Annotated in this window: 23 protein-coding genes; 12 read left to right on the forward strand and 11 right to left on the reverse strand. The window is 73.5% G+C overall.

Annotation, left to right across the window (positions count from 1 at the left end; genetic code table 11):
• Positions 1-96: 96 nt before the first annotated feature.
• Positions 97-939 carry a GNAT family N-acetyltransferase gene (locus B7P34_RS10080; protein ID WP_223267699.1) on the reverse strand — a complete coding sequence of 281 codons (843 nt, stop codon included), beginning with the start codon at positions 937-939 and terminating at the stop codon, positions 97-99.
• 208 nt (positions 940-1147) lie between these two features.
• Between B7P34_RS10080 and B7P34_RS10085 the strand changes: the two genes are divergently transcribed.
• Positions 1148-2194 carry a type III polyketide synthase gene (locus tag B7P34_RS10085; protein WP_106675497.1) on the forward strand — a complete coding sequence of 349 codons (1047 nt, stop codon included), beginning with the start codon at positions 1148-1150 and terminating at the stop codon, positions 2192-2194.
• An 82-nt stretch (positions 2195-2276) separates the two neighbouring features.
• Positions 2277-3614, forward strand: coding sequence for a cytochrome P450 (locus B7P34_RS10090; RefSeq protein ID WP_106675498.1), 1338 nt, complete (start codon positions 2277-2279; stop codon positions 3612-3614).
• 33 nt (positions 3615-3647) lie between these two features.
• Here the strand turns inward: B7P34_RS10090 and B7P34_RS10095 are convergent, their stop codons facing one another.
• The 3 genes from B7P34_RS10095 to B7P34_RS10105 all read right to left on the reverse strand — a co-directional run bounded on the left by B7P34_RS10095 (position 3648) and on the right by B7P34_RS10105 (position 6985).
• Positions 3648-5033: a S10 family serine carboxypeptidase-like protein gene (locus B7P34_RS10095; RefSeq protein ID WP_106675499.1), complete on the reverse strand. Its 1386-nt coding sequence runs from the start codon at positions 5031-5033 to the stop codon at positions 3648-3650.
• Positions 5034-5036: 3 nt separating this feature from the next.
• On the reverse strand, positions 5037-6239 hold the full coding sequence (locus B7P34_RS10100; RefSeq protein ID WP_106675500.1) for a phosphatidylserine decarboxylase: 1203 nt from the start codon (positions 6237-6239) through the stop codon (positions 5037-5039).
• A gap of 146 nt (positions 6240-6385) precedes the next feature.
• Positions 6386-6985, reverse strand: a complete 600-nt coding sequence (locus B7P34_RS10105) for a TetR/AcrR family transcriptional regulator (RefSeq protein ID WP_106675501.1) — start codon at positions 6983-6985, stop codon at positions 6386-6388.
• A gap of 141 nt (positions 6986-7126) precedes the next feature.
• On the opposite strand from B7P34_RS10105, the gene B7P34_RS10110 reads away from it, so the two are divergent.
• Positions 7127-8683, forward strand: coding sequence for a carboxylesterase/lipase family protein (locus tag B7P34_RS10110; protein WP_106675502.1), 1557 nt, complete (start codon positions 7127-7129; stop codon positions 8681-8683).
• Here the strand turns inward: B7P34_RS10110 and B7P34_RS10115 are convergent.
• Positions 8680-9591, reverse strand: a complete 912-nt coding sequence (locus B7P34_RS10115) for a LysR family transcriptional regulator (RefSeq protein WP_106675503.1) — start codon at positions 9589-9591, stop codon at positions 8680-8682. The genes B7P34_RS10110 and B7P34_RS10115 overlap by 4 nt on opposite strands.
• A 95-nt stretch (positions 9592-9686) precedes the next feature.
• Between B7P34_RS10115 and B7P34_RS10120 the strand changes: the two genes are divergently transcribed.
• Complete coding sequence (locus tag B7P34_RS10120) at positions 9687-10037, forward strand: DoxX family protein (protein ID WP_106675504.1); 351 nt, start codon at positions 9687-9689, stop codon at positions 10035-10037.
• 29 nt (positions 10038-10066) lie between these two features.
• On the opposite strand, the gene B7P34_RS10125 is transcribed toward B7P34_RS10120, so the two are convergent.
• Positions 10067-10891, reverse strand: coding sequence for a class I SAM-dependent methyltransferase (locus B7P34_RS10125; protein ID WP_106675505.1), 825 nt, complete (start codon positions 10889-10891; stop codon positions 10067-10069).
• Positions 10892-10964: 73 nt separating this feature from the next.
• Here B7P34_RS10125 and B7P34_RS10130 point away from each other — a divergent pair, with 73 nt between their 5' ends.
• Positions 10965-11582 carry a TetR/AcrR family transcriptional regulator gene (locus B7P34_RS10130; protein ID WP_106675506.1) on the forward strand — a complete coding sequence of 206 codons (618 nt, stop codon included), beginning with the start codon at positions 10965-10967 and terminating at the stop codon, positions 11580-11582.
• Here the strand turns inward: B7P34_RS10130 and B7P34_RS10135 are convergent.
• Positions 11566-11826: a hypothetical protein gene (locus B7P34_RS10135; protein ID WP_106675507.1), complete on the reverse strand. Its 261-nt coding sequence runs from the start codon at positions 11824-11826 to the stop codon at positions 11566-11568. The two genes, B7P34_RS10130 and B7P34_RS10135, sit on opposite strands and share 17 nt — an antisense overlap.
• A 167-nt stretch (positions 11827-11993) precedes the next feature.
• Between B7P34_RS10135 and B7P34_RS10140 the strand changes: the two genes are divergently transcribed.
• From B7P34_RS10140 to B7P34_RS10160, 5 genes are all read left to right on the forward strand, one after another.
• Positions 11994-12536 carry an RNA polymerase sigma factor gene (locus B7P34_RS10140; protein ID WP_106675508.1) on the forward strand — a complete coding sequence of 181 codons (543 nt, stop codon included), beginning with the start codon at positions 11994-11996 and terminating at the stop codon, positions 12534-12536.
• Positions 12520-13263 carry a hypothetical protein gene (locus tag B7P34_RS10145; protein ID WP_146166787.1) on the forward strand — a complete coding sequence of 248 codons (744 nt, stop codon included), beginning with the start codon at positions 12520-12522 and terminating at the stop codon, positions 13261-13263. The genes B7P34_RS10140 and B7P34_RS10145 overlap by 17 nt, the downstream gene beginning before the upstream one ends.
• A 58-nt stretch (positions 13264-13321) precedes the next feature.
• Positions 13322-14380 (forward strand): ROK family protein, encoded by a 1059-nt coding sequence (locus B7P34_RS10150; protein WP_106675510.1) that lies wholly within the window; start codon positions 13322-13324, stop codon positions 14378-14380.
• A gap of 10 nt (positions 14381-14390) precedes the next feature.
• Positions 14391-15377, forward strand: coding sequence for an ROK family protein (locus B7P34_RS10155; RefSeq protein ID WP_106675511.1), 987 nt, complete (start codon positions 14391-14393; stop codon positions 15375-15377).
• 121 nt (positions 15378-15498) lie between these two features.
• Entirely contained in the window at positions 15499-16809 is a 1311-nt protein-coding gene (locus B7P34_RS10160; protein ID WP_106675512.1) for a cation:proton antiporter domain-containing protein, read from the forward strand.
• A gap of 19 nt (positions 16810-16828) precedes the next feature.
• On the opposite strand, the gene B7P34_RS10165 is transcribed toward B7P34_RS10160, so the two are convergent.
• Together B7P34_RS10165 and B7P34_RS10170 are read right to left on the reverse strand one after the other, a co-directional pair.
• Positions 16829-18229 (reverse strand): DUF2252 domain-containing protein, encoded by a 1401-nt coding sequence (locus B7P34_RS10165; RefSeq protein ID WP_223267700.1) that lies wholly within the window; start codon positions 18227-18229, stop codon positions 16829-16831.
• A complete protein-coding gene (locus B7P34_RS10170) occupies positions 18226-19224 on the reverse strand; it encodes a hypothetical protein (protein WP_146166788.1) in 999 nt (332 codons plus the stop codon). The genes B7P34_RS10165 and B7P34_RS10170 overlap by 4 nt, the downstream gene beginning before the upstream one ends.
• A 122-nt stretch (positions 19225-19346) precedes the next feature.
• On the opposite strand from B7P34_RS10170, the gene B7P34_RS10175 reads away from it, so the two are divergent.
• Complete coding sequence (locus tag B7P34_RS10175) at positions 19347-20693, forward strand: diacylglycerol/lipid kinase family protein (RefSeq protein WP_223267701.1); 1347 nt, start codon at positions 19347-19349, stop codon at positions 20691-20693.
• On the opposite strand, the gene B7P34_RS10180 is transcribed toward B7P34_RS10175, so the two are convergent.
• Entirely contained in the window at positions 20658-21149 is a 492-nt protein-coding gene (locus B7P34_RS10180) for a potassium channel family protein (RefSeq protein ID WP_106675515.1), read from the reverse strand. The genes B7P34_RS10175 and B7P34_RS10180 overlap by 36 nt on opposite strands.
• Entirely contained in the window at positions 21146-22732 is a 1587-nt protein-coding gene (locus B7P34_RS10185; protein ID WP_106675516.1) for an MFS transporter, read from the reverse strand. The genes B7P34_RS10180 and B7P34_RS10185 overlap by 4 nt, the downstream gene beginning before the upstream one ends.
• A 263-nt stretch (positions 22733-22995) precedes the next feature.
• Here B7P34_RS10185 and B7P34_RS10190 point away from each other — a divergent pair, with 263 nt between their 5' ends.
• Complete coding sequence (locus tag B7P34_RS10190) at positions 22996-25683, forward strand: LuxR C-terminal-related transcriptional regulator (protein WP_106675517.1); 2688 nt, start codon at positions 22996-22998, stop codon at positions 25681-25683.
• The last annotated feature ends 108 nt before the right edge of the window (positions 25684-25791 follow it).

Below are 25791 nucleotides of genomic sequence, written 5' to 3' on the forward strand. Positions count from 1 at the left end.
TGCCCCCGTCCTCACCGCCCTCCGCGGGCCCTTCGGCTGATCCGGGGCGGCGGGGACGGGGGCGGGCCGGGCGAACGGCCGGCGCGCCCGCCCCCGCTAGGCGGCGGGCTCGGCGATCAGGGCCGTGGCCACGCGGCGGAATCCGAGGCGCGCGTAGATCCGGGCGACGTCCTCGTCACCCGCGGACAGGAAGACGGTCCCGGCGCCCCGCGACCGGGCGTCGGCCAGCAGCGCCGCCGTCACCGCGAGCCCGAGGCCGCGGCGGCGCGCGGCCGGCAGGGTCCCCACCCCGACGATCTCGCTGACCGCTCCCACCGGCTGGTGCTGACCGGCGCACAGCGCCACGCCGTCCTCGACGGCAGCGGCGACGACCGTCAGCCCGGCCACGACGCGCGCCGCCACGTGCTCCACGGACCCGTCCCCGGCAAGGCCGCGCACCGCCTCACGCAGCTCCGCCGTGCCGGCAACCCCGACACCGGTCCCGGGATCGGCGAAGGCCAGGTGGGGGACGGCGACCGCACTCGGCAGCACGGGATCGCCCGGCCCGACCGTCCGCAATTCCATCCCGGCGGGCATCTCGGGCAGGGCGGGGACCGGAGCGTCCGGGCCGATCGCCATCAGGGGGTGCTCGTGCACCGTGAGCCCCGCCTCCTCGGCCGCGGCCCGCAGCGCCGGCGTGGTCTCGGCGACCCACTCGAAGCTCTCCGGGATGCCCAGTTCCCGCTGCCGCGCGCGGACCCGGGCCACGTCCCCGGCGGTCACCTCTCCGGACCGGCCCAGGGCGGGGCGTGCGTAGAAGGGCCAGCCCTGGCCCTCCCGGACGAACAGGGTCAGCGGCCCGAAGTCCTCGGCCCGGGCGCCCGAGCGGGGCACCGCGTCGTAGTACTGCTCTAGCCGGGCCAGCAGTTCACGACGGTCATCAAGTTGCGCAGGATTCACGCCGAGCATCCAAGCCGCTGACCACGTGTTCCTGCCACTGCTTTTCCGCCCGGCCCGGCCGGCCACCCCCAGCCGCGAGACCCTCGTCAACGCGGCGAGCACCGCCGTAAGGATCTTGTAACACTCCTTCGGGTGCCGGGGCCGAACCGGCCGTGGTTGGCTCGCGGTGAGCTTGATCCTTCCGACGTCAGCCAGCGCGAGGAGAAGCGTGTCCACCGTCTGCCGCCCCGCCTTGAGCCTGCCCGAGCACTCCGCCACCCTCGACGAGGTCGTCGACCACATGGCGAAGCTGCACGCCGGCCATCCCCGGATCCGGTCCGCCCTCGGCCTCATGCGCAACACCTCGGTGCGCACCAGATCGCTCGTCGACCCCTTCGGCACCGTGACGAGCCCGAGAACCTTCGGCGAACGCATGCGCCGCTACGCCGCGGCCGGCACCGACCTGGGCGTCAGCGCCGCGGAACGCGCCCTCGCCGCAGCGGACACCACGCCGGACGAGGTCGACCACCTCCTGCTCGTCTCGTGCACCGGCTACCTCCTCCCCGGCCTGGACGCGCACATAGCGGGCCGGCTCGGATTACGGCGCGGCGCCCGGCGCCTGGCCTTCACACAGGTCGGCTGCGCCGGCGGGGCGTACGCCCTCGCGCGCGCCCGGGAACTCTCCCTGGCCCACCCGGGATCCGTCACCCTGGTCGTCGCGGTCGAGCTGTGCTCCCTCTCCTACCAGCCCGGCGACGACCGCATCGCCTCCTTCGTCTCGACCGCGCTCTTCGGCGACGCGGCCGCGGCCTGCGTGGTCCGCGACGACCGGCCCGGACTGCGGCTCGACGCCGCGTACGAGGACCTCGCCCCGGACACGCTGCGGCACATCTCCTACGACGTCGACGAACTCGGCTTCCACTTCGACACCGACCCGCGGATATCCCGCGTCGTGGCCGAGTCGATGCCGCTCCTCGAAGCGTGGCTGCGCGCCGAGACGGCCGTCCTCGCGCCGCAGCCCGACTTCCTCGTCAGCCACACGGGCGGCCCCCGGATCATGTACGAGGTGAGCAAGGGGCTGGGCATCCCGCCCGCGATGTTCGAGCTCAGCGAGAACTCCCTCGCCCGGCGGGGCAACACCGCGAGCGTCGTCGTCCTCGACGTCCTGGCACAGACCTTCGCCGCCCCTCCGCACCCCGGAGCCACGGGCCTGGTCATCGCCTTCGGCCCCGGCGTCACCACGGTGGCGGTGGCCGGCACCTGGGTCGCGGCGTAGCTTGGCGACCGGCCCATCGAGCCACGGCCGGGGTGACGACGCCGGCCGTGGCTACGGTTCCGGTTCGGCGAGAGGATCCGCCATGGACATCCCCGGCCCCGCGCCCCAGGAGGACGGTGGCCTCGGTGCCATCGCCGCGGCGGGCGGCCTGCACACCTACCAGTTACGGCTGCACGCCGAGTACGGGCCCGTCGTGCGCTTCCAGCTGCCGGGCGCGGAGACGGGCACGGCCGTGTCCGTCTCCGACCCCGTACTGCTGGAGGCCACGGCGGGCACCGACAAGCGGCCGGAGCGGCTCTTCGCCTTCCTGGCCCCGTTGTTCGAGACCGGCAACCTCCAGGTGATGCCGGCCGGTGAGCACGGCCCCTGGCGGCGCCTCCTGCTGTCGGTGCTGGCGGGGCGGCCTTCCCACGAGCGGCACTTCGCGCAGTTCACCGCGCTGGCGACGGCGCTCGCCGGCCGCTGGGCCGAGCGGGCCGGCCGGGAGCCCGTGGAACTGCAGAAGGACCTCACCGCGCTGTCCCTGCGGATGATCTGCGCGTACGCGCTGGGAGGCGAGGTCGCCGACCCCGACCGCGTCGTCACCGCCTTCGAGGACGTGCTCACCGAGCACCTGGGGCGGCTCTACCACCTGCCGGCCGCGGGCCCGGAGGAGGAGCGCGCCGAGCGGGCGCGGCAGGCCCTCGCCCACCTGCGCACGACGGTCGACCGGGTCGTCGCGGCCCACCGGTCCGGCGGCCGCGGGCCGCGCGCGGACCGGAGCGACCTGATCGGGGCGCTCGTCGAGGCGGGTGAGCGGCCCGCGCGGATCCGTGACACCGTCATGGTGGCGATGCTGGCCGCCCACCACACCACCGGGGTGGCCGTCTCGTGGACCCTGCACCTGCTGGGCCGGCATCCCGAGGCCGCCGGACGCGTCGCGGACGAGCTGGACCGCGTGCTCGGTGAGCGTGCCGCGCCCGCGTACGCGGACCTGCGGCGGCTCACGTACCTGACCATGGTCCTCAAGGAGACGATGCGGCTGTACCCGCCCGGCCCCTACGGCGCGCGGGAGACGACCGGGCCCCTCGTCCTCGGCGGCTACGACATCCCCGCCGGGACGACGGTCTTCTACCCCTTCTGGGCCGTCCACATGAACCCGGACCACTGGCCCGAGCCCGAGCGGTTCAGGCCCGAGCGGTTCACGCCGGAGGAGGAGGCCGGGCGGCACCGGCTGGCCTACGTCCCCTTCGGGATCGGACCGCGCAGCTGTGAGGGCGCGGGCCTGGCGATGGTCACGGCCGAGCTGGTGCTGGCCGTGCTCCTCAAGCGCTTCCGGTTCCGGCCCGTGCCGGGACACGAGGTGACGCCGGTCGAACGGTTCGTCCTCTGGGCGGCCGACGACATCCGCATGACCGTCACCCCGCGGACCCCCGGGTAGGTCCGCCGGCCGGGGGCCGCGGAGCGGCCGGGTTCATCCCTTCCGCGCGCCGCTGCCGTTGCGCTGCTTGGGCAGCTGCTGGGGGTCGTAGCCGGGGAAGGGCCGGTCGAAGAGCCAGTTGTAGAGCATCTCCCGGCAGACTTCCGGCTGGAACGCCGGGACCTGGTGCCCGGAGTCGGGAACGCTGACCTGCGTCAGGTTCCCGAGGCGGCGGACGAATCCCTTAGGGTTGCCCTGCGCCTGTGTCCAGATCAGCCGAGGGGCGTTGCGCCACTCCGCGTGTTCCTGGTCGCCCTTCGCCCTCATCAGGTCGTCCAGGATCTCCTCGGTGCTCCGGTACCCGCAGGCGGTGTCGAAGTTCCCGGTGTAGAGGAGGGTCTTGCAGCCCCTGGCGAGGAGCTCGGCGTAGTCCTCGGAGCAGTCCCTCATGTTGTCGTTCACCAGCCATTCGGCCACCGGGCCGTCGTTGTCGGCGCACTCCCAGGGGACGTCGTGGGGAACGTGCAGCGCTTCCTTCACGGCCTCGCTGTCCAGGTAGGCGCGCAGCGCGCCCATGGGCAGGTCGTCCCAGCGCCGCACGTCGTAGAGGTCGAAGTTGCCCCCGTACGCGAGGGTGGCGGTCACCAGGTCGTTGCCGAGCTTGGTGGCCTTGGCCATCTTCCCCTTGGCGAGCGCTTCCTGGTACGCGGCGTAGGCCGTGTAGAGGGACTGCTTCTGGCTGATGCCGAGGAACCCGGTCGTGTAGGCGTAGTCGATCAGGACGCGGATCGACAGCTCGGGCCTGATCCAGCCGTTGCCGACGGATATCCCCTTGAGGTTGATCCGCCGCCCGTCCGCGTTGCGGCGGTTGTGCTCGTCGATCTCCAGGGCGATCGCCGGCACGTACTTCCCGGCGTAGCTCTCGCCGCAGACGTACAGCGGGCACCGCGCGTACTCGGGGTGCAGGTCGAAGAACTTCTGCAGGCCCTCGCGGAACATGCGGGCGAGGGTCTTCTCGTCCTGGACGTACTCCCCCACGTCGGAGTGGCTGTACCCGGTGCCGACGGGCTGGTCCCAGTAGACGACGTGCGCCTCCTGGTTCCAGGTGTTGGCGGTGACCGAGACCGTCCCGGCGGCGTCGTCGCCGATGGTCAGCGGCCCGTTCTCCAGGAAGAGCCCCAGCAGCGAGGAGGCGCCCGGCCCGCCGTTGAGCCAGATCAGCAGCGGCGTCCCGCTGATCAGCTCCTGCTGGTCGTGGACCGCGACGTGCGGGTTGCAGGTCTGGCTCTCGAAGAACCAGTAGAAGAGGTGGTTCGCGGTCCCCGGGTGCTCCGTGCTGTCGACGTGGACGTGCCCGGCGTAGGAGCGGGTCTTCACGTCGACGGATCGGGTGTTGAAGAGGTTCGCAGGGATCGAGGTGACGAGATCTGCTGCGGACATGGTTCACCTTCCGTTCGGCGGCGGGGTCCGGAGCTGCGTGCGAGGGGAGCGGGGGAACCGCTTGGGCGTCTTCTCCGGGTCCTCCAGGAGGCCGATGCGCTGCCCTTGGAGCAGTTGCACGGCGGGGAACCGGCCCTTCTCGAAGAGGAGGATGTTCAGTGACCCGCCGTACATGAAGTTCCCGACCCGCTCTCCCTTTTCCACCGGGACCGGCAGCTTCCCGGTGAACTTCTCCAGGAAGTTCACCGACGCGATCGAGTTGAGACCGACGGGCACCTGCGCGACGTACCCTTCGCCGTCCGGCCCTCCATCGGCATTCACGTACAGCGTCTTGATGATCACGTACCCCCGGCGGAAGTCGAGGAAGTCGTTGTAGTCGTAGCCGTAGCCGACGTCCCCCTTGTCGAGCAGCTGAGGGAAGTTCCGGATCCCGTAGTACATGCCGCCGATGTCGCTGCGGGCTTCCACCACCTCGCCCGCCACCGGGGTGTGATACCAGTGGTAGCTGTCGGGCATCAGGATGCACGACACCGCTGTGCCGCCGATGAAGTGGCCCGCGTACTTCGACCTGTCGAGCAGCTGGTTGACGTTCATGGTCACGTTCTTGACCGGGATCTGCGTGAGTTCGCCCAGGTCGTCGACGATCATGTTGATGACGCAGTCGGCCGGGGCGACCACCACGGTGGGGTCTTCCTTGGCGTCGACCGGCCGCCGGTCCTCCTTGATCTCCCTGATGAAGAATTCGTTGAAGTTCTTCCAGTTCTTGATCTTGTAGTCGTCCATGCGCTTCGCGCCGAGCTGTTCGACCCACCTGTCGATGGTCTTCTTCGACTCCGGCGAGTTCATCTGCAGGCCCTGCAGATGTGTGAAGTCGGCGATCAGCTCGCGCCCGGGCCCCTTGTTCATGAAGTCCATGCCGGGCTTGTGCCCGCCGTAGTTGATCCAGCTGAACTTCTCGATGTAGGTCAGGCCGTTGTCGACTCCCGATCCGTTCTCCTGCCACTCGTACCAGTCGCTGAAGAACTGATACAGGAATTCGATGTCCTTGTTCTGCCAGTCGCAGTACACGGGGTCGTCCGGATCGACCGGGCACTTCTCCGCGTACTTGACCGCCGCGTCGTACTGATCCCTGAAGCCCTCGTGGTTGTCCTCGTACCACGACATGAGCTTCGCGAGGAAATCCTCGATGTCCTTGGAAAACTCCATCGGCGTCCCGCCTCCTGCCGCTTCCGCGTGGTGCGCTGCCGTGTGCCGCAGCCCAATCTGTCGCGCCCCGGGACCCGGGCACGAGGACGCGAACCGGCCACTGCCCACCACACCGACGCATTCCGGTCGCGCGCCGGAAGGCGGAGTCACACCTTGACGAACAGTCTGTCCAGGTACTGGTCGATGGCGGCGAGCGCGTCCTCGGGACGGATCACGTCGAGTTCGATGAGGGGGGTGAAGCCGGTGAGGGCGAGGAGCAGGCCGGTCTCCACCGCCGGGTCGCGCCCGGCGTCGATGTACCCGTCGGCGATCGCCTGACGCACCAGCTGCTCGACGAGGGCGCGCCCTTGGAGCATCCCGTCGCGCGCCCGGGCGTGGACGTTCTCGTCGTGGAGCGCCTCCAGCACGTAGGCGGCGCTCATCCGGCTGGTCGCGCGGGCGTCGGCGTGCAGGGGGAGGGTCTCCGTGAGCATCAGCCGGAGCACGTCGCGGGGGTGCGGCCGGTCGCCGAGCTCCTGGACGCCCCGGCCGACGCGCAGGGCGGTCTGCTCGGCCGCGAAGTCCATCGCGAAGGCGAGCATCGCCTCGCGAGAGGCGAAGTAGTGCTGCACGGCCCCGTGGGAGAGGTCCGCTTCCTGCGCGACCTCCCGCATGGTCAGGTGCACCGCGCCGCGCCGCTCGACCACCCGCCACAGCGCCCGGGCGATCGTCTCGCGGCGCTCCTGGTGGTCCACCTGCTTCGGCATCGTCGGCCTCTCCGTCACTCTCTTTCCGGCACTCTCTTTCCGGCCCCCGCAGTCTACCCGGCGTTCCCATACGGTTGACATAATACAGCTGGCCGATAACGCTGGAGCCCTTCGGAAGAACGCTCGGAGAGGGGTAGCGACATGTCTCAACAGCCATGCGTGCGCACTGCGGAGGGCCTGGTCGAGGGCCGGCGGCGGCGGTACGGGCACGCGGTCTTCCGCGGCATCCCGTACGCCCAGGCGCCGGTGGGAGCGCTCCGGTTCGCCGCGCCCGTCCCGCTCCGGCCCTGGGACGGCATACGGCAGGCCGTGGATTTCGGCCCTCCGCCGCCGCAGTCCGTTCCCCACGCCGGGCCGCCAGCCGGGAGTTCACCGGCGGGCACCGACTGGCTGACGCTCAACGTCTGCACGCCGGACCCGGGCGCCGCGGGGCTGCCGGTGCTGGTGTGGATCCCCGGGGGCGCCTACGTGGCGGCGGACTCCGGCGACCCGATGTACGACCCGGCCGAGCCGGCCTCGGCGGGGCTCGTCGTGGTGAGCATCAACTACCGGGTGGGCGCCGAGGGTTTCGCCTTGCTCGACGGCGCGCCGCCCAACCGCGGGTTCCTGGACCAGATCGCGGCGCTGGAGTGGGTGCAGCGGAACATCGCCGCGTTCGGCGGGGACCCCGGCCGGGTCACCGTGGCCGGGCAGTCCGCCGGGGCCGGGTCGATCGCGGCCCTGCTGACGATGGAGCCGGCGCGCGGGCTGTTCCGGCGGGCCGTCACCCACTCGGTGCCGGGATGGCACTGCACGCGCGCCCTCGCGGAACAGGCCGCGGCCGCGCTGGCGGACCGGCTCGGCACGGCTCCCACGGCCGCGGCCCTGTCCGGCGTCGACCCGTGGCGCCTGGCGGGCGAGCTCACCGCGCTCAGCGCCGGGCTGCCCGGCCGCCGCGAGAGCTGGGGGCGGCTCGCCCAGGCGGGCATCGCCATGTGCCCGGTCGTCGACGGCGAGGTCCTCTCCGAAACGCCCTGGCCCGCGCTGGCCGGCGGCCGCGCGAGCGGGACCGAACTCCTCGTCGGCCACACGCGCGATGAGTTCCGGCTCTTCAGCGTCATGACCGGACGGCTGGGCACGTTCACCGACGAGGATGCCCGTACGGCCCTGGAGCTGTTCGCCCCGGCGCCGGACGGCGCGGCCGCCTACCGGGCCGCCCACCCGCGGGCCTCCGCGGAGGAGCTGCTGGAAACGGTGTACTCCGACGCCCTCTTCCGGATGCCCTCGCTGCAGCTGGCCGAGGCTAACGCGGCGGCCGGCGGCACGTCGTTCCTCTTCGAGCTGCGGCTGGGCTCCACGGCCATGGGCGGGGTCTTGGGCGCGTGCCACAGCCTCGACGTCCCCCTGGCCTTCGGCACCCTGGCCAGCCCCACCGGCAAGGGGCTCCTCGGCGACCGGCCCACGCCCGAGGCCCTCGCGGTCTCGCAGGAACTCCAGCAGGCGTGGATCCGCTTCGCCACCACGGGTGCTCCCGGGTGGGCCGCGTACCGCCCCGGCGAGCGGCTCACGCGCGTCCTGGAAGGCGAGTCGAAGACCATGCCCTATCCGGAAGAGTCCTCGCGCCGCATCTGGGAGGGGCACGCCCCGGCGCCCTTCGACCTCGTACGGCCAGGACCGCCCACGGGTGATTCCGGTGCCGAAGCCACCGTCTCGCTCTAAACGGGTCCGCCCTGCGGCCCTTGCCGGCTGTTGAGGCAGGAGCGTACGAAGTCCCGGACGACGGGGTCGGCGTCCGCGGAGGCGGGCCAGGCGACTCCGACCCGGCTGGGGCTGACGCCGGTGACCGGGCGGTACGTGATGCCCGGGCGTGCGTAGTAGCGGGCGGCGGATTCGGGGGCGAGGGCGATCCCGTAGCCGTTGGCGATCGCGCTCAGCCATTCGTCGGGCTGGTCGGTGACGGCGCCGACGCGGACGGGGTGGCCGTCGCGCTCGTCGGCGGCCAGCCAGTAGTCCCGCCAGGCGCCCGTCCGGGGCGGGGCCGCCACGAACGGCTCGTCCCGCAGATCCCGGAACGGAATCCGTTCGCGCACGGCGAGGGGGTGCGCCTCGGGCAGCGCGATCCAGCGGGGTTCGCTGAACAGGACCTCGACGCGTACGGCGTCCTGGCCGGGGAAGGGCAGCCGCAGCAGGGCGGCGTCGACGTCCCCGTCGGCGAGGCCGGCGCTCGGATCCGCCCACGAGGCCTGGCGCATCTCGACCCGCCAGCCCGGCCGGCGCCGGGCGAACTCCGCGACGATGTGCTGGGTCGCCTCGTTGGCGGCGCTGGCCAGGAACCCGACCCGCAGGACGCGGGCCGCCCTGCCAGCCGCGCCCTTCGTCTCCCCCAGGGCCCGGTCCCACTCGGCCAGCAGGTCGGGCACCCGCGCCGCCAGCACCCTGCCCGGAGCGGTGAGGACCATGCCGGTCTGCGACCGCGTGAACAGCCGTACCCCGACCCGGTCCTCCAGCTGCTTGATCTGCCTCGTCAGTGCGGGCTGTGACACGAACAGCCGTTCCGCGGCCCGGGTCAGGCTGCCGTCCTCCGCCACGGCGACGAAGGAACGGAGCAACCGGGTGTCGACGTCCATGCCATCAGGTTATAGACGCAGGCATTGGACGCCGTGCCGAGGGGTTGGCGAGGCTGGGCGCACTCCCGCTCCGCGCCTCTCCGAAAGGACAACGGGTGTTCATCGCCTACGTGATCGTCACCGTCGTCACGATCGCCGCCAACGCCGGGATCGCCGTGGCGGACCTGATGAAGGCCGGGTTCGTCCTCGCCAACGCGGCCGAGGTGGGGACCCCGCGCTCCTGGATCCCCCCGCTCGCCGCGCTCAAGGGGGCCGGTGCCGCCGGGCTGCTGCTCGGCCTGCTCGGTGTCCCCTTCATCGGTGCCGCGGCCGCGACCGGGCTGGTCCTCTTCTACGTCGGCGCCGTCGCGGTACACGTCCGCGCCCGCGTCTACTACAACATGGCCTTCCCCGGCGGCTACTTGGCACTGAGCGTCGCGTCCCTCGTCCTCACAGCGACGCGATAGGCAGCCGGTGTGCCGCACTGCGAACCGCGTCACGCGGCGCCGGTGCGCACCGCGGTGACCGCCACCGTCGCGTAGCGCACGGCGAAGCTGCCGCCCATGGCGTCAATAGCGGCCCCGACGTGCTCCAGCACGTCCGCCGCCTTGCCGGGCGGGAGCCGGGTGAGGGAGCCGTGGGTGGGCATCTGGTCCAGCCACGCGTCCCGGGTGTAGGTCCGGTCCCAGTCGAAGCGCCACTGCTCCGGCTCCCCGAATCCGCCCGACTCCCGTATTGCGTCGGCGGCCTTGGCCTCAAGCTGCCGGTGCCCGTCCAGGGCCTGCGCCTCCGTCGCCGGGATGGCGAACGGCGAGTCGGGCGCGACCCGCCTGTAGGCCGCGTCGAAGGCTTCGGTCACCTCCGGCGGAAGCCGGGGCACGTTCCAGAAGGCCGCGAGCCGGCCGCCGGTCCGCAGCGCCTGCGCGGCCTTGGCCGCTCCCGCGACCGGGTCGATCCAGTGCCAGGCCTGGGCGGCGACGACCGCGTCGAAGGCACGCCCCGCCGGGTCCCAGGCCTCGAACGCCGACACGTCGACGTCCACGCCGAGCTGCCGCGCGAGTGCGGCCATCCGCGGGTCGGGCTCGACTCCCAGCACCCGGCAGCCGGCCGCCTGGAACTGGCGGGCGGCGATTCCGGTGCCGCAGCCGACGTCGAGAACGTCGCCGGCGCCGGCGGCGATCCGTTCCACCAGGGCGCCGGGGTAGCGGGGCCGGGCCCGGTCGTACCGTTCGGCGTCCGTGCCGAACGACTCGGCCGTCTCCCGGTGTTGATGCGGTTCTCGATCCGAGGGGCTCGATCGCCCTGACGGTGAAGTGGGCATGCGCCCACTATGGTGGGCACATGCCCACTCGTCAACGGATAGGGTCCGGCGAGAGACGGAAAGGACGTGCCGCATGCCGACCGGGGTGGCCCTGCGCGACGCGCGCGAGCAGTTGTTCGACGCCGCCGAGCGCATCCTGCTCCGGGCCGGGCCCAGCGCGCTGACCAGCCGCGCCGTCACGACCGAGGCGGGCTGCGCCAAGGGCGTCCTGCACCGGCACTTCGCCGACTTCGACGCCTTCCTCGCGGAGCTCGTACGGGACCGCGTCGCCCGGATCGACGGCTGGGCCGCGGCCCTGCGCGGCGCCGCCGGCACCGGCTCCGTCGCCGGCAACCTCGCCGCCGCGCTGACCGACCTCTTCGGTTCGGTCGCCGTGGCGATCGTCGCCCTGATCACCTTCCGGGACGACCTGCGCGCCCGGCTGCGCCGGGCCGGACCGGGCGGCGGCATCCCGCTGCTGACGGAAGCCGCCGCCATGGTCGCCTCGTATCTGGCCGCCGAGCGCGAACTGGGCCGCGTCTCAGGCGATGCGGACGTCGACGCGCTCGCTCCCGCGCTGATCGGTGCCGGTCACCTGCTGTTCGCCGACCGGACGAGCCCCCGGCCGGAGGCCGGAGCCGTCCGCAAGGTCGTGGCCTCGGTCCTCGCCGGCGCCCTCCGGGACGACGCTCCCGTCACCGACCGGACCTGAGGTGCAGGGCCACCACGACTGTCGCCACGACCACCGCCAGCACTCCGGCCAGCGCCGCGAGCAGCACCGATGACGTCACCACGTAGGTGCCTGCGATGCTCGCCGTCACTCCGTTCACGAGCGCCACGACCTCCGCGGGGCTCGGGTGACGGTCCGGTCCGGTGGGGCTGGTGGAGTCGGTGGAGTTGACGGAGCCGGTGGGGTCGGTCGTGCCGGAGTGCCGTGTGCCGCCATTGCGCCTCATGAGGGCCTCGCCTTCATCGGGGTTGTTATCCGGAAAGGGGCGGAATACAGCGTTCCCGTGCAAGTGCTGCGGACGGAGGCGGGTGCGAGGAATTCCGGCGGGCTTTTGCACGCTTCCGGCTCCCCACGGCCCTATAAGGGTGTGACCGACCCCGAGGAGGTGGCCGCGTGAGCCCCCGAGGAGATCGCGGAGCCTTACCCGCCGAGTTGCCGGGTTTCGCCGATTTCTTTACAGCGGAGTATCCACGCGTCGTGCACAGCCTGATGAGAGCCGGGGCGACTTACGAGGAAGCCGAGGACGCCACCCAGGACGCCATGCAGGAGCTCCTGCGCACATGGGCGGACTGCAAGTGCCCCGCGGGCTGGGTCCGGACGGCAGCCTGGCACGCGTACTGCAAGAAGGCCGAGCGCAACCGCAGACGCCTGGTCCTGGAGTCCCGGACCGCACACCTCTCGGGCCCGGCCCCGGCGGCCCCGCCGGAACCGGACGAGCACAAAAGGGTGCTGGAGGCCCTGCGCGCCCTCCCCCCTCGGCAGGGCCAGGTCCTGGCCCTGCACCTGGACGGCTACTCCGCACAGGAGATCGCGGCGCTTCTCGGCGTGAAGGCGAGCACGGTCCGCAGCAACCTGCGGCACGCGATCGCCGCACTGCGGAGCTCACTGGAGAACCACGAGGAAGATGAAGGAGGTTCGCATGTCCGCAAGGGATGATCACGGTCTCGCCACACGCAGGGCCCAGCCGAAGTCCACCAGAGTCGCCACGCAGCACGTGCACCCGGCGTTCGAGCGATTCCTCCGGGCCGTCCGGGCCGACATCGAGAGCCGGCTCACCCCGGACGTGGTGCAGGAGCGGCTCCGTCGGCTCACCGGGCCGGCGGCCACCGCACCGGCCGCGGACCGCACGCGCAGCGCCGGTGTTCCCCGCTTCGAGTCCCGGGCCGGCTGGGCCGCTTACGGATATCACGTCATTCGTCTCTGGCTGCTCGCCATTGCCGCGACGGGAAGTCCCCGCGCGCGTCTCCGGCGGAACGATGTCGACGAACTCGCGGTGGAGACCGTGGCACGGGCGCTGAGCAGCTTCCGCGACCAGGAACTGCACCCCCTTCCGGAACCACGGACGGCGGATGCGGCGCTGAAGGCCGCTTTCCTCACCGAATGCGTGCGTCACCTTCCCTACGTCAATCGAAGCCTTCGCCTCATGACCGAACAGGTTTCCTTCGAGGAATTCGAGGACACGGACGACATCGATCTCGTCGGGGCGCTGTGGGACTGCGCGACCACCGGACGGGCGGAGGAACTGCGCCGCGCGGCACGGGACGCGGGAGGAGAAGGCGAAGGGGAAGGCGACGCCGACGAGATCGTCACGCTGACCCCCATCGCCATCCGTTCCGCGGTCCAGCGCTACCCGGAGGCGGTGACCCCCGGCTCCATCGCCTGAGCTCTTTTTCCCCACCACCGGCTTTTCCTTCGGCGCACCACCGGACGCAAGGTGGCACATGAACGTGAACGTGAACGACGTGAAAGTGCGGCAGATCCTCCGGCGCTCCGACGAACTCGACCACGAGCAGTACGCGGTCGGGATCGAGATCCAGCCGTACAAACTCACCGGAGTCGTCGTCGGGGCCGACGGCGTGGTCCTGGCGCGCTCCCGTCGGCACCTCACGGTCATGGAGTCGGCAGAGGTGGTGAAGCGCGTCGCCGAGCTCGCGGAGAACCTCGTCGACGACAGGCTGGGATGCGCCTTCCCCAGGAGCAGGGTGTGCGTGGGGGTCCAGGTCGGCGGGCCCGTCGACCCGGACACGGGCATGGTGCTCCACCTGGTCAACGGGCCCGACGACCACCGGCACGAGAAACCTCCCCCGTACGAGTGGGAGGACGTCCCGCTCGGTGCGGAACTCGCCTCCATGCTGGGCTGCGCCACCTCGGTGGAGAACGACGCGCACGCCTTCGCCGCGTACGAGCAGAGCCTCGGCGTGGGCCGCGTCGGCTCGACGTTCGGGGTCGTCCTCGTGCGCGACGGCGTGGGCGCCGGCATGGTCGTCCGGGGCGAACGGCTCTCCGCCCCGGTGGAGTTCGGGCACCTCCAGGTGTGGCCGAGGGGCCGCATCTGCGACTGCGGGATGCGCGGGTGCATCGAGAGCCAGGTCGGGAACCGGGCCCTGACCGCCGTGGTCAAGGAGCGGACCGGCCGGGAACTGGACGGGCTGGAGGCCGCGATCGCGCTCGCCGACGGCGACGACGCGCAGGCGCGCGAGGCACTGGCGGCCTTCCGCAAGGCCGGCACCTCGATAGCCCGCGGCATCGCCACGCTCCTCACCCTGTTCGGGCCCACCCACATGGTGGTCTACGGGGCGGAGGACCTCATCGGCGGCGGGCCCGGGCGCCGGGCGGCGAACGCCTTCCTCCACGCGATGCGGAAGTTCCCCGCGCACACGTTCCAGATCAGCAGGGACTGTCAGATCGTCACCAAACCGCTGGACGCCGTCCGTGGTGCGCACGGCGCCGCGCTGATCGCTCTGCAGGGCTGTCCCGGCGTCCTGCTCCAACCCCGGTAGGAGTTCCCCCATGCGCCCACGACTCCCCGACGACGGCCGGCTCGCCATCGGCCTCGACATCGGAGGAACGAAGATCGCCGCAGGAGTGGTCGACGCGGAGGGCCGCGTCACCGACCGCGTCCCTGCCGTGCCGTGCCCCTCCGACCAGGCGACCATCCTCAAGTCCGTCTCCGTCCTGATCGAGGCGCTGCGCTACCGCAATCCGGGGGTCGCAGCCGTCGGCGTGGGCGCGGCCGGCCTCGTCCGCTGGCCCGAAGGACGCGTCCTGACGGCCCCCAACACCGCCTACCACGACCTTCCGCTCCGGCGGCTGCTCCAGGAGTCCACGGGGCTGCCGGCCGTCGTCGAGAACGACGCCAACGCCGCCTGCTGGGCGGAGTACCGCTTGGGGAACAGCGCCGCCCACATGGCCTTCGTCACCGTGGGGACAGGTGTCGGCGGGGGCCTCGTCCTGGCCGGTCGCCCCTTCCGGGGGCGCACCGGGATCGCCACGGAGATCGGGCACATGATCGTCGACCCGCACGGCACCGAACGCTGCGGCTGCGGGACCGTCGGCTGTCTCGAACCGCTGGCCTCCGGGCGGGCCCTCGGCCGCTACGGCAGCGCGGCGGCCGCGGCCGAACCCGGCGGGGCGCTGGCCGCCCTCGCCGACGGGTCGGGACGGGTGACCGGGGAGGCGGTGTCCGCGGCCGCACACGCCGGTGACCCGGCGGCACGGGCCCAGCTGGAGCGGCTCGGCCACTGGCTGGGCATCGGCGTCGCGACGCTCGTCAACCTCTTCGACGTCGAGCTGGTGGTCATCGGCGGCGGCGTGGCCGAAGCCGGCGAGCTCCTGCTGGCTCCTCTCCGCGCGAGCTTCGCCCGCTACGTGACCGCCGCCGCCCACCGCGAGCTCCCGGCCGTCGAACCCGCCCGCCTCGGCCCGGAGGCCGGATGGATCGGCGCGGCCCTCCTGGCCCTCGACCACGAGGAGGAGGACCCGGCCGGCGGGCAGTGACGCCTTCCGCTGTCCGTCCATCGGGTGAGCGTCCGCGTGTCCGGTGCCCCACGGGGCACCGGACCGATCACTCTTCCTGGACGGGTCCGTCCGTGGCCGACGGCCGGCCGGAGGAGGGACTGTGAGCGCAGGCGGCGGATGGGCGGTGGCCGCCGTGGCCGCCGTCACCGGTGGGTACGCGCTCGTCTCCCGGCGCCTGGCCCTGACCGTCGTGTCGGCGCCGATGGTGTTCACCGCCGCCGGGGTGCTCATCGGCCCGGCCGGCCTCGGGCTGCTGGATCCGGAGCGCGACGCCGGGCCGGTGCTCGCCCTCGCCGAAGCGGCCCTGGCGCTGGTCCTGTTCACCGACGCCGCCACCGTACGGTCGGAGGAGTTCCGCAACGGCTGGTTCCTCCCCGTCCGTCTCCTCGTCGTCGGGCTGCCGCTGACGATCGCGGGCGGTGGTCTGCTCGCGTGGGCGCTGCTGCCGGGTCTCACGGGATGGGAGCCGGCGCTGGTGGGGGTGATCCTCGCGCCCACCGACGCGTCGGTGGGCAAGACCGCCGTGTTCGCCCCGCGCATCCCCGCGGTCGTGCGGCACGGGCTCAATGCCGAGTGCGGCCTGAACGAGTGCCTGGTCCTGCCCGTGTTCGCCGTCCTCCTCGCCGCTCTGCCCGGGACGTCCGCCTCCCACCAGGGAGTGACGGGAATCCTCCGTCAGGTGCTCCTGCTCAGCCCCTTGCTGGGGCTGGTGGCCGGGGGCCTCGGCGGGGTGCTGCTGAGCAGGTCGCGCGCCGCGGGCCGGGTCGACGACGACTGGCGCCGCATCCTTCCCCTCGCGCTCGCCGCCGGGGCGGGCACGCTCGCGGCGGCCACGGGCGGCAGCGCCTTCGTGGCGGCGTGGGTGGCGGGCTTCGCCTTCGCGGCCGCCCTGCGCGCGGGTCCGCCGCCGGGTTCCGTCCCGGAGGGCGAGGACGACACTCTCGAGTCGGTGGAGCACCTCGCGGCGCTTCTGGCCTCACTGAGCTTCCTCGTCTTCGGCGCGGTGCTCCTCGGCCCCGCGCTGACGGACCTGAACGGGCGCGTCGTCGCCTACGCGGTGCTGAGCCTGACGGTCGTGCGCATGCTGCCCACCGCCCTCGCGCTCGCGGGCAGCCGGCTGCGTCCCCCGACCGTGGCCTATACCGCGTGGTTCGGCTCCCGCGGTCTTCCCTCCCTCGTCCTCGGGCTGGTCGTGGCGGCCGAGGAAGTGCCCGGGGCCCGGCCCATGGGCACCGCGATCGCCGTCACGGTCGGCCTCGGCGTCCTCCTCCACGGCGTCTCGTCCGTCCCCCTCGCCGACCGGTACGGCCGGTGGTACGAAAGAGCCGCGTCGCGCCGGCCGTCCCTGCGGGAGAGCGTGGCCGGCGGACTTCCCGGCGAACGCCCCCTCCCCGAGTGGAAGAGGCGGTGACCGCGGGCCGGCCGGCGTGTCAGGCGCGCCGGGCCACGACGCGGCCGCGGTCCGCGGCTTCGGCGAGCGCCCGGAAGTCGTGCTCGTTCCGGTCGGCGTAGGCCTCGGCGAACTCGGCCAGGGCCCGGTCGAAGGCGTCACCGCCGCCCAGGTAGGCGGCGATCGCGATCCGGTCGCCGGAGCGGGCGTGGGCGCGGGCCAGCGTGGCGCCGCACAGCTCTCCGTAGGCCTGCAGCCGGCCGGGCGGCATCGTCTCGGGGCGGGCGCTGCCCTTCCAGTCGCGCAGCTGCCGGACGTAGAAGTCGCGCTGCCGCCCGTCGATCCCGGTGGCGCGCTCCCAGCCGAGGAGGATGTCGCTGACGGCCTGCATCAAGCGCTGCCCGCAGACCACGCGCTGCCCCTCATTGGCGTACGGGCTCGGGCGCACGAACGGTGCCAGCACCGACGGGCCCGCCTCCTTGGCCTGCAGGATCAGCGGATCGTCGTCGTCGCGCCCGAGCATGAGCACGATCCAGCAGCGGGTGCCCACGCTGCCGACGCCCACGACCTTGCGCGCGGCGTCGGCCATGCGGAACTGGTCCAGGAGGTGCCGGCGGTCGGAGGCGAGGCTGCGGCCGTACCGTTCGACGAGCAGGCGGAGGCGTCCTTCGAGCTCGGCCCTGCGGTCGCCGGTCGTCAGGTCGCCCAGCGGAACGATCAGGGGCGGATCGGCGGCGATCCGCCGGGTGCCGTCGACGACCTCGGTGAGCTGCTGGAAGGCGTGCAGGTGGTCGCGGCCGCGCGCGGTCTCCAGGGCCCGGGACATCCGGCGGCGGCCCTGCTTGCCGAGCCGGTCGGCGAAGAGCTCGCGCAGGCGCTCGGTGTCGAAGTGCGCGTACCACACGTCGAGGTTGCGCATCGCCGCGAAGCCGCGCATCGCTTCCCGGTACGCGCGCACGGTGCCGCGGACGACGTCTCCGCGCCGCTTGTCCGGGACGTCGTTCTCCCGTGCCGCGATCGCCACGCTGGCGGCCAGCCGCTTGACGTCCCACTCCCACGGACCGGGCAGGGTCTCGTCGAAGTCGTTGACGTCGAAGACCAGGTGGCGCTCGGGCGAGGCGAAGAGCCCGAAGTTCAGGAGGTGGGCGTCCCCGCACAGCTGCGCCTCGATGCCGGTGCGGGGCTGGGCGCCCAGGTCGGCCGCCATGATCGCGGCGCCGCCGCGGTAGAAGGCAAACGGCGACTCCAGCATCCTGCCGTAGCGGAGGGGAACGAGTTCCGGTACGCGGTCGGCGCTCTGCTGTTCGAGGATCTCCACCGGGTCGGCCCGGCCGGCGTCGGGCCCCGGTCGGGCATGGGCCGAGCGGGGCATCCGGCCGCGGGCCGCCTTGCCGCGCGCCGCGCGTTCATGCGGTGACAGGTGGGGTTCCGGCGCTTTCACGGCGGGCTCCTTCCCTCGTCGTCGACGCTCCGGCGCGAGCGGCGGCGCACGAACCAGAGGCACGCCGCGAGCAGGGAGACCGCGACGAGGACGATCAGACAGGTGCCCCAGAACCCGCCGGCCAGCCGGAGCCCTGCCCAGGCGGCCGCGCCGGCCGCCGCGAAGGGCACCACCGCGAGGGCGAACACCCGCAGAACGGCGGCGACGCCGGCCGTGCTGGGCATGTGGGGAAGCCGCTTCCGGTGCCTGAGCAGTTCCCCCGCGGCGCCCGGAGTGTAGTACTGCACGGCCTTCGCCCCCAGCCGCAGGGTGTTCTTCCGGTAGATCACCGCGAGTGCGGGCACCCAGATCAGCGGCAGCACCATGCCGACGAGGAACAGGGCGACGATCGGGGTCGTCGACACCACCCGCCGGAACGTGCTCTGTTTGCCGCCGCCGCCCACGAGGCCGAGGATCGCCGCCATCCGGACGATCAGCGACCACCGTGTCCGCCGGGGGATCCGGCCCCGGCCTCCGGGCGGCCGCCGCTTCGCCTCCCTCAGGGCCTCGGCGGCCGCCTCCGTCGACGGGTACACGTCCTGGAGGACCAGCAGGTCGGCCACGCGCCGTTCGCTCCGGGGATCTTCGCCGGCGAGGACGGCCAGTTCGAGCACCATCCGGGCCTGGGAGAGCAGTGCCGCGACGAAGCTGACGGGCATGAGGACGATGAACGGGCCGCCCAGCACGGCGCCGTCGGCGATCGCCATGTGCGTCCCGTGGGCGATGGCCTCCCGGCGGAGTTCGTCGTCCCCGGCCGCCGGCTTGTTCCGCTTGCGGCGGGCCACCGAGGCTGCGGCCCGGGGGCCGAACCGGCGCACCGCGAAGAAGGCCAGTTGCTCGGGCATGTGCTGCGGATCGGCCCAGATCATCGGCAGCAGCGCCTGGGCCTCCACCGTCGCCGACCCGGCCGTACGGGCCGGCCGCGATTCCCCGGGGTTACGTCCGCCGCCGTTCATCGGTCCCACTGTGGGGCCGGGCGTGCCGGGACCGCCTCACCCGTTGCGGGTGAGGGTGACCGCTCCCGCGGGCGGCGACCATGGGCGGAAGGGGTCCGGGCAGCAACCCGATGGAGACGCTCATGAGGCAGGCCGACCGTGGAGGGGCCCGGCAGCGCTGGAGCGCACGCCTGGCGGTCGCGTCGGCCGCCGGCGCGGGGCTGCTCCTGCTGTGCGTGGCAGGCCTCCGGAGCGTGGCGCTGGTGGCCGTGGGAGCGGCGGGCCTGGCGGTGTCGGCAGCGGCTGCTTGGTGGGCGCTGACGCACCGGGGCGTCGTGAGGGGCATTGCCCTGGTGCTGGCCGTGGCGGCACCGCTGGCCGTGCTCGCGTCGTACGTCGCCGCGCGGCTCCTCTGGCTCGTCCTCGTCTCCCTGGGGCTCGGGGTGCTGGCCGCCGTCGCGGGCTGGGCGGCGCTGCGGGCGGACACGGCCCCGGGCACGGCGCCCGGCCGGCCGGTCCCGCCGCCCCGGCACGCCTGTCTCCTGATGAACCCCCGCTCGGGCGGCGGGAAGGTGGGGCGGTTCGGGCTGCGGGAGAAGGCGGAGGCGCTCGGCGCGGAGGTGGTGCTGCTCGGCCCCGGCTCCGGGGACGCCGCCGCGCTCGCCCGCGCCGCCCTCGCCCGGGGCGCGGACCTGCTCGGGGTGGCCGGGGGCGACGGGACCCAGGCGCTGGTGGCGGGCGTGGCGGCGGAACACGGGGTGCCGTTCGTGGTGGTGCCGGCGGGAACGCGCAACCACTTCGCCCTGGACCTCGGGCTCGACCGGGAGGACCCGACCCGGAGCCTGGAGGCGCTCACCGACGGGGTGGAGCTGCGGGTGGACCTCGGGCGCGTCGGCGGGCGCGTCTTCGTCAACAACGCGTCCTTCGGCGCGTACGCGGAGGTCGTGCAGAGCCCCGCGTACCGCGACGACAAGGCCGGCACCCTCATGCGGCTGCTGCCCGGCGTGCTGACCCATCAGCGCGGTCCGCGGCTGCGGGTGGGCGCCGGGTCCGTCACCGTGGACGGCCCGCAGGCCGTGCTGGTGAGCAACAACCCCTACCGGGTGGGCGACCGGGCCGGGCTGGGCCGGCGCGACCGGCTCGACGGCGGAGTGCTGGGGCTGGTCAGCGTCAAGGTCGACAGCGCTGTCGAGGCGGCCGATCTGCTGCGCGGCCGGCACGCACCCGGTCTGGTCGCGCTCACTTCGCGCGAGCTCGTGGTCGACGCCGACCGGCCCGAGGTGCAGGCCGGCGTCGACGGTGAAGCGCTGACGCTTCCCACGCCCGTGCGCTGCGTGTCGGAGCCCGGTGCGCTGCGGGTGAGGGTGCCCCGGCACCGCCCAGGGGTCCCGGCGGCGCGGCCGCGGCTGGACTGGCGGCGCCTGTGGGGGCTCGCGTTCGCGGCCGGCCGCGTCCTACCCGTCGTCGGCGGGCCTGCGGGCAAGGGCTGACTGGACCGCCCCGACGACGACGTGGGCGGCGACGCCGACGAGCAGGATGTCGCCCGCCAACTGCACCATGGTGGCGATCCGTGCGGGTTCCGTGCGGGGCGTGATGTCGCCGAAGCCGACGGTGCTGAACACCGTGAGCGCGAAGTACAGGGCGTCGGTCCGGCTGAGGGGCTCGGTGAAGTCACCCGGCCGGGCCTGCTCCATGAGGTGGTACGTGGCCGCGAAGAGCAGCAGGAACAGCGGAACCGTGGTGGCCAGTGCCTCGACCGCCCGCAGCCGGGGCCGGGGCGACCGCAGGATCGAGCGGATCTGCCAGGTGAAGAGGGCCGCCACGGCCACCAGACCGAGGACGAGGCCCACGGCCGCGCTCCCTTCGAACCTCTGGTCCATGGGCAGGAGGTAGTAGGCGACGACGAGGCCCGTGGCCGTGCCGAGGGGCCGCAGCACCGCCCTCACCGTCCGGCCTCCCTGGTCAGCCGCTCCGCCGGCAGCCGGCGGGTGAACGGGAACGCGCCCAGGGTGATGGCCGCGGCGGCCAGCACGGAGGCCTTGAGGGCGTCCAGCTGCGCCGTGGCGTAGGAGTCGACGAGCGCGTCGGTCTCGGACGGCGGGAGCGAGGCCCGTCCGGCGGCGGCGCGCACCTGGTCCGTGCTCACGAAGCTGACCCCCGCCTCCATGGCGATGCCGGCCTGGTGGCGTGCCGTGTCCGAGATCTTCGGGTTGTCCTCGATCTGCGTGGTGAAGGCGTGGACCAGCGCGCCGATCAGCAGGGAGCCGATGAGCGCGGTGCCCAGGGACGAGCCGAGGTTCTGTGCGGTGTACTGCAGGCCGCCGGCCTCGCTGCGTTCGTCCTCCCCCACGCTGGACTGCACGACGTTGCCCAGCTGGGAGGCGAGGAGCCCCATGCCCAGGCCGAGGACGGCCATCGCCAGGCCGAAGGAGAGGTTGTCGATCCGGGGCTCGATCGTGGCCAGGAGCCATACCGCCGCCACGACGAGCACGAACAGGCCGCAGCGCACCACCGTGCGGGGCGCGGCGATCCGGCCGAGCAGCGGTCCGGTCATGGCGGACAGCAGCATGGTCACGGACACCGGCAGCAGGCGCAGCCCGGTCTCGAAGGCGTTGAGGCCCTGGACGACCTGGAGGTACAGGGGGATGACGAAGAACAGGCCGAGCAGGACGAGGTTCTGGCAGAGCAGCATGGTCAGCCCGGACCGCAGCGGCGGGACCGCGAACAGCGACAGGCGCACCAGAGGCTCCCTCCCCCGCGCCTGCTGCCGCCGCTCCCAGCAGCAGAACAGCCACAGCAGGACGCCGCCCGCGGCGATGACGAACAGGGTCGGGGAGAAGCCGAGCAGGGTGAAGGGCGGGTTCCGGGGCTTCAGCCACCCCCAGGAGCTGCTCTGCAGGACGCCCAGGACGACGAGGGCGAGCCCGGCCGAGGACAGGGCGACGCCTCCTTTGTCCAGTGCGGTGCGCGGCTCCGGCGGAACGTCCGGGATCCACCGGACGACGCACAGCATGGCGATGACCAGCACGACCTCGCCGGCGAACACCAGGCGCCAGGTCAGGTACGTGGTCACCCAGCCGCCGAGCAGCGGGCCCACCGCGATGCCGGCGCCGGCCAGGCCGCCGATGACGCCGTAGGCGACGGCCCTCTCCCGGCCCCGGTACGCGCCGGCGACGAGTGCCGCGAGCGCGGGGAGGACGAGGGTGGCGCCGAGTCCCTCGACCACCGACCAGCCCAGCGCCAGCACCCACAGGGACGGCGCCAGGGAGGTGACGGCGGACCCGGCCCCGTAGACGACCAGCCCGATGGTGAAGGCCCGGCGGCGTCCGAACGCGTCGCCGAGCTTCCCGCCGGTGATCATGAAGGCGGCCATGACGAGGGTGTAGAGGGTGATGACGGCCTGGATGGCCGTGACCTCGGTGTCGAAGTCCTCGACCAGCCTGCTGATCGAGACGTTCATGACCGATGTGTCCAGCACCATCAGGAACTGGGCCGTCCCGAGCACGGTCAGGGCCCGCCATCGTTTCACGCCTGCATGCACCCTCTCCGTTTTCCGGTGCGCCCCGGTGACGGGCGAGCGGCCGCTTGATCGCACCCTAGAACCGCGCGGCGACCGGCCGGCGTCTTGGGCGGGGCGTGTCGCGGGCCCGGCCCGGGTGCCGGCGGGCCCGTGTGCGATCACCGGTCGTGCGTGGTGAAGATGGAGGGGAGCGGTCCGCCGGGGCGGACCGGCCGCAGATGGGGGGTGTGCGCAGCAGTGCAGCGGCTCCTCCATGGCACGGTGGTGATCGGATGCCTCCGACCGGACTCCCGCCCTCCGGCGACGGGCGGGGAACGACACTGGCCTGGTCGGGCGATCCCCTGCTCGCCGCGAAGTTCTCGGTGCCCGCCGCTCCCCGCCATCACGTCTCCCGGCACCGGCTGCTCGACCGGGTCGGTGAGGGCGCGCGCGGGCCGTTGACGCTGGTCACCGGCCCCGCGGGCGCGGGAAAGACGGCACTCGCCGCCGCGTGGGCGCGGGACGGCGAACCCCCGGGGCCGGTGGCGTGGCTGACGCTCGACACGCACGACGGGGCGCCGGGCGTCTTCTGGAGCTACGTCGTGGAGGCCCTGGGGCGCGTCCTCCCCCGGCTGCGCGACGGGATCACCATGCCCGCCCGCCCCGGCAGCGTCGGCACGTCCCTGCTGACCCGCCTCGCCGCCGCGACGGAGCACCTGTCCGGCCCCGTGGTCCTGGTGCTCGACGGCTTCGAGAAGGTGGCGGGCCGGCGCGTGCCGGCCGGCCTGGAATTCCTCCTCGGCCACTGCGGGCCCCTGCTGCGGCTGGTCGTGACCAGCCGGCGGGACCCCCTGCTGCCGCTCCACCGCTACCGCGCGGAGGGCCGGCTGACGGAGGTCCGCGGCGCCGACCTGGCCTTCACCCCGTACGAGACGACCGCACTGCTGCGCGGGCACGGCCTCGGACCGGGGGACGACGTCGCCGGGGCCCTGACACGGCGCACCGGAGGATGGGCCGCGGGCCTGCGGCTGTGCGCTCTGGCCATGCAGCGCACCGGCGATCCCGACGGCTTCGCCCGCTCGTTCGCCGGCACCGAGCAGGCGGTCTCCGGCTACCTGATCGCCGAAGTGCTCGACGCCCTGCCTCCCGCCACCGCGGAACTGCTGCTGCGCGCGAGCGTCCTGGACCGCCTCCACCCGGACCTGGTCGACGCCCTGACCGGACGCCGGGACGCCGAGGCCGTCCTGGCCGGGCTGACCCGCGAGAACGCCTTCGTCGATCCCGTCCCCGGCACGCCCTGGTGCCGGGTCCACCCGCTGTTCACCGAAGTGCTCCGCGGCCAGCTGCGGATCCGGCACCCCCGCCTCGTACCGCGGCTCCACGCCCGCGCCGCCCGGTGGCTGGCCGGGGAAGGGCTCGTCACCGAGGCGCTGGAGCACGCCGCGCAGGCCGGCGACTGGCAGTACGGCGCTTCCGAGGCCGTCCACCACCTGCTGGCCGGGGCCCTGTTCACGGCTCCGGGAGGCGAACGGGTCGAGCGGGCCTTCTCCCGCATGCCGCCCTCCGTGCCGGGCGCCGAACCCGCCCTGCTGGCGGCCGCCTGCCGGCTGGCGCGCCACGACCGGGCCGGCTGCCGCGAGCGCCTCGCCGTGGCCGGACGGCACCTGCGGCAGGGCGGCACGGAGCCGGACCCCGAGGTCGGGCTCACCCACGCGCTGCTGCGCCTGCTGTGCGAACCGCAGGCGGACGAGCACAGCGGCGAGCACGGTGCGGATGACGGGTCCGGCCCCGCCGAGGAAGCCGCGCGTGCCGTCTCGGACCTGATGGGGCGGCTGCCGCCCGAGCGGATCCGGGCCCGCCCCGAGATCGAGGCCCTGCGGCTCCACGGGCTCGCGCGGTCGCACCTGGGCCGCGGCCGCCTCGCCGAGGCCCGCCGCCTCTGCGCCGAGGCCGCCGGCGCCTGCACCACGCAGGAGTCGCTCCCCGTACAGCACATGGCCCTCGGACTGCTCGCTCTGGCCGAGAGCGCTGCGGGCGCCCTGACGTCGGCGGAGGACCACGCGCTGCGCTCGCTGCTGATCGCAGGTCAGCACGATGACGGGCCGGACGGCCGGGGCGGCGCCGCCTTCGTCGCCTTGGCCGCGGTCGCGTGCGAACGGGACAACCAGGAAGTCGCCCACCGCCGGCTCGGACAGGCCCTCGCGTGCCGTGACGTGCACTACGACCCGCTCCTGGCGGCCGAGGCCGCGGTGCTCCGCTCCCGCCTCGAACTGGCCCGGGGCCGCTGGGAGACGGCCCTGTCCGTCCTGCCCGGCCCGGGAACGGGCGAAGCCCCGTGGCCCGCCCGGCGGCTCGCGCTCGCACGTGCGGCCGCGGCACTGGCCCGGGGGGATCACGAGGCCGCGGTCGACGCCGTGCACGGCATCCGCGCCGACGGGCCGGCGCCCCTCGTCGCCCTCGCCCGCGCCCACCTCTGCGCCGGACGCACCGACCGCTCCCTGCGGCTGCTGGCCCGCGCCGAGGACTCCCCCGGCCTCGGCCTCCCGGACCTCGTCGGCATCCACCTGCTGCGGGCCCGGGCCGCGCTTCTGGCCGGCGACCGGGCGACCGCTCAGTGCCTGCTCGGCCGGGCCCTGGACGCCGCCCGGCCGGAGCTGCTGCGCCGGCCCTTCCTCGATTGCGGCCCCTGGCTGCGCCCCTTGCTGGACGGCGCCGGCCGTACGGACCCCGCGCACACCCGCGCAGCGTGGCTGACCGCCCGCGGGGACGCCGGCCGCCCGGGCCCGGCCCAGCCGCTCAGCAGCCGTGAACGCGACGTGCTCCTGTGCGTGCAGAGGATGATGTCCGCCGACGAGATCGCCGCCGAGCTGTCCCTCTCCGTCAACACCGTGAAGACCCACCTGCGCAGCGTCTACCGCAAGCTGAGCGTCTCCCGGCGCCGCGAGGCCGTGGAGCGGGGCAGGGAACTGCACATCCTCTGACGCTCCCCCGGCCGACGGGCCCGTCTCCACCTGTTCCGGGTGGTGGCGGAGGACTCCGGCGGGCGCACCCTGTCAGCGATGGTGCCCGACGGCGGGAGAGGATCGGCC

The sequence above is a fragment of the Streptosporangium nondiastaticum genome, from assembly GCF_003011965.1.
Taxonomy (GTDB): Bacteria; Actinomycetota; Actinomycetes; order Streptomycetales; family Streptomycetaceae; genus Streptomyces; species Streptomyces nondiastaticus.

Excerpts from the sequence above, each read along its gene's own strand:
- B7P34_RS10155 (WP_106675511.1), top strand. The coding sequence starts at position 14,391 with ATGCGCCCACGACTCCCCGACGACGGCCGGCTCGCCATCGGCCTCGAC.
- B7P34_RS10190 (WP_106675517.1), top strand. The coding sequence starts at position 22,996 with ATGCCTCCGACCGGACTCCCGCCCTCCGGCGACGGGCGGGGAACGACA.
- B7P34_RS10100 (WP_106675500.1), bottom strand. The coding sequence starts at position 6,239 with ATGGAGTTTTCCAAGGACATCGAGGATTTCCTCGCGAAGCTCATGTCG.
- B7P34_RS10090 (WP_106675498.1), top strand. The coding sequence starts at position 2,277 with ATGGACATCCCCGGCCCCGCGCCCCAGGAGGACGGTGGCCTCGGTGCC.
- B7P34_RS10110 (WP_106675502.1), top strand. The coding sequence starts at position 7,127 with ATGTCTCAACAGCCATGCGTGCGCACTGCGGAGGGCCTGGTCGAGGGC.
- B7P34_RS10105 (WP_106675501.1), bottom strand. The coding sequence starts at position 6,985 with ATGCCGAAGCAGGTGGACCACCAGGAGCGCCGCGAGACGATCGCCCGG.
- B7P34_RS10115 (WP_106675503.1), bottom strand. The coding sequence starts at position 9,591 with ATGGACGTCGACACCCGGTTGCTCCGTTCCTTCGTCGCCGTGGCGGAG.
- B7P34_RS10145 (WP_146166787.1), top strand. The coding sequence starts at position 12,520 with ATGTCCGCAAGGGATGATCACGGTCTCGCCACACGCAGGGCCCAGCCG.
- B7P34_RS10150 (WP_106675510.1), top strand. The coding sequence starts at position 13,322 with ATGAACGTGAACGTGAACGACGTGAAAGTGCGGCAGATCCTCCGGCGC.
- B7P34_RS10130 (WP_106675506.1), top strand. The coding sequence starts at position 10,965 with ATGCCGACCGGGGTGGCCCTGCGCGACGCGCGCGAGCAGTTGTTCGAC.
- B7P34_RS10095 (WP_106675499.1), bottom strand. The coding sequence starts at position 5,033 with ATGTCCGCAGCAGATCTCGTCACCTCGATCCCTGCGAACCTCTTCAAC.
- B7P34_RS10125 (WP_106675505.1), bottom strand. The coding sequence starts at position 10,891 with ATGCCCACTTCACCGTCAGGGCGATCGAGCCCCTCGGATCGAGAACCG.
- B7P34_RS10175 (WP_223267701.1), top strand. The coding sequence starts at position 19,347 with ATGAGGCAGGCCGACCGTGGAGGGGCCCGGCAGCGCTGGAGCGCACGC.
- B7P34_RS10135 (WP_106675507.1), bottom strand. The coding sequence starts at position 11,826 with ATGAGGCGCAATGGCGGCACACGGCACTCCGGCACGACCGACCCCACC.
- B7P34_RS10170 (WP_146166788.1), bottom strand. The coding sequence starts at position 19,224 with ATGAACGGCGGCGGACGTAACCCCGGGGAATCGCGGCCGGCCCGTACG.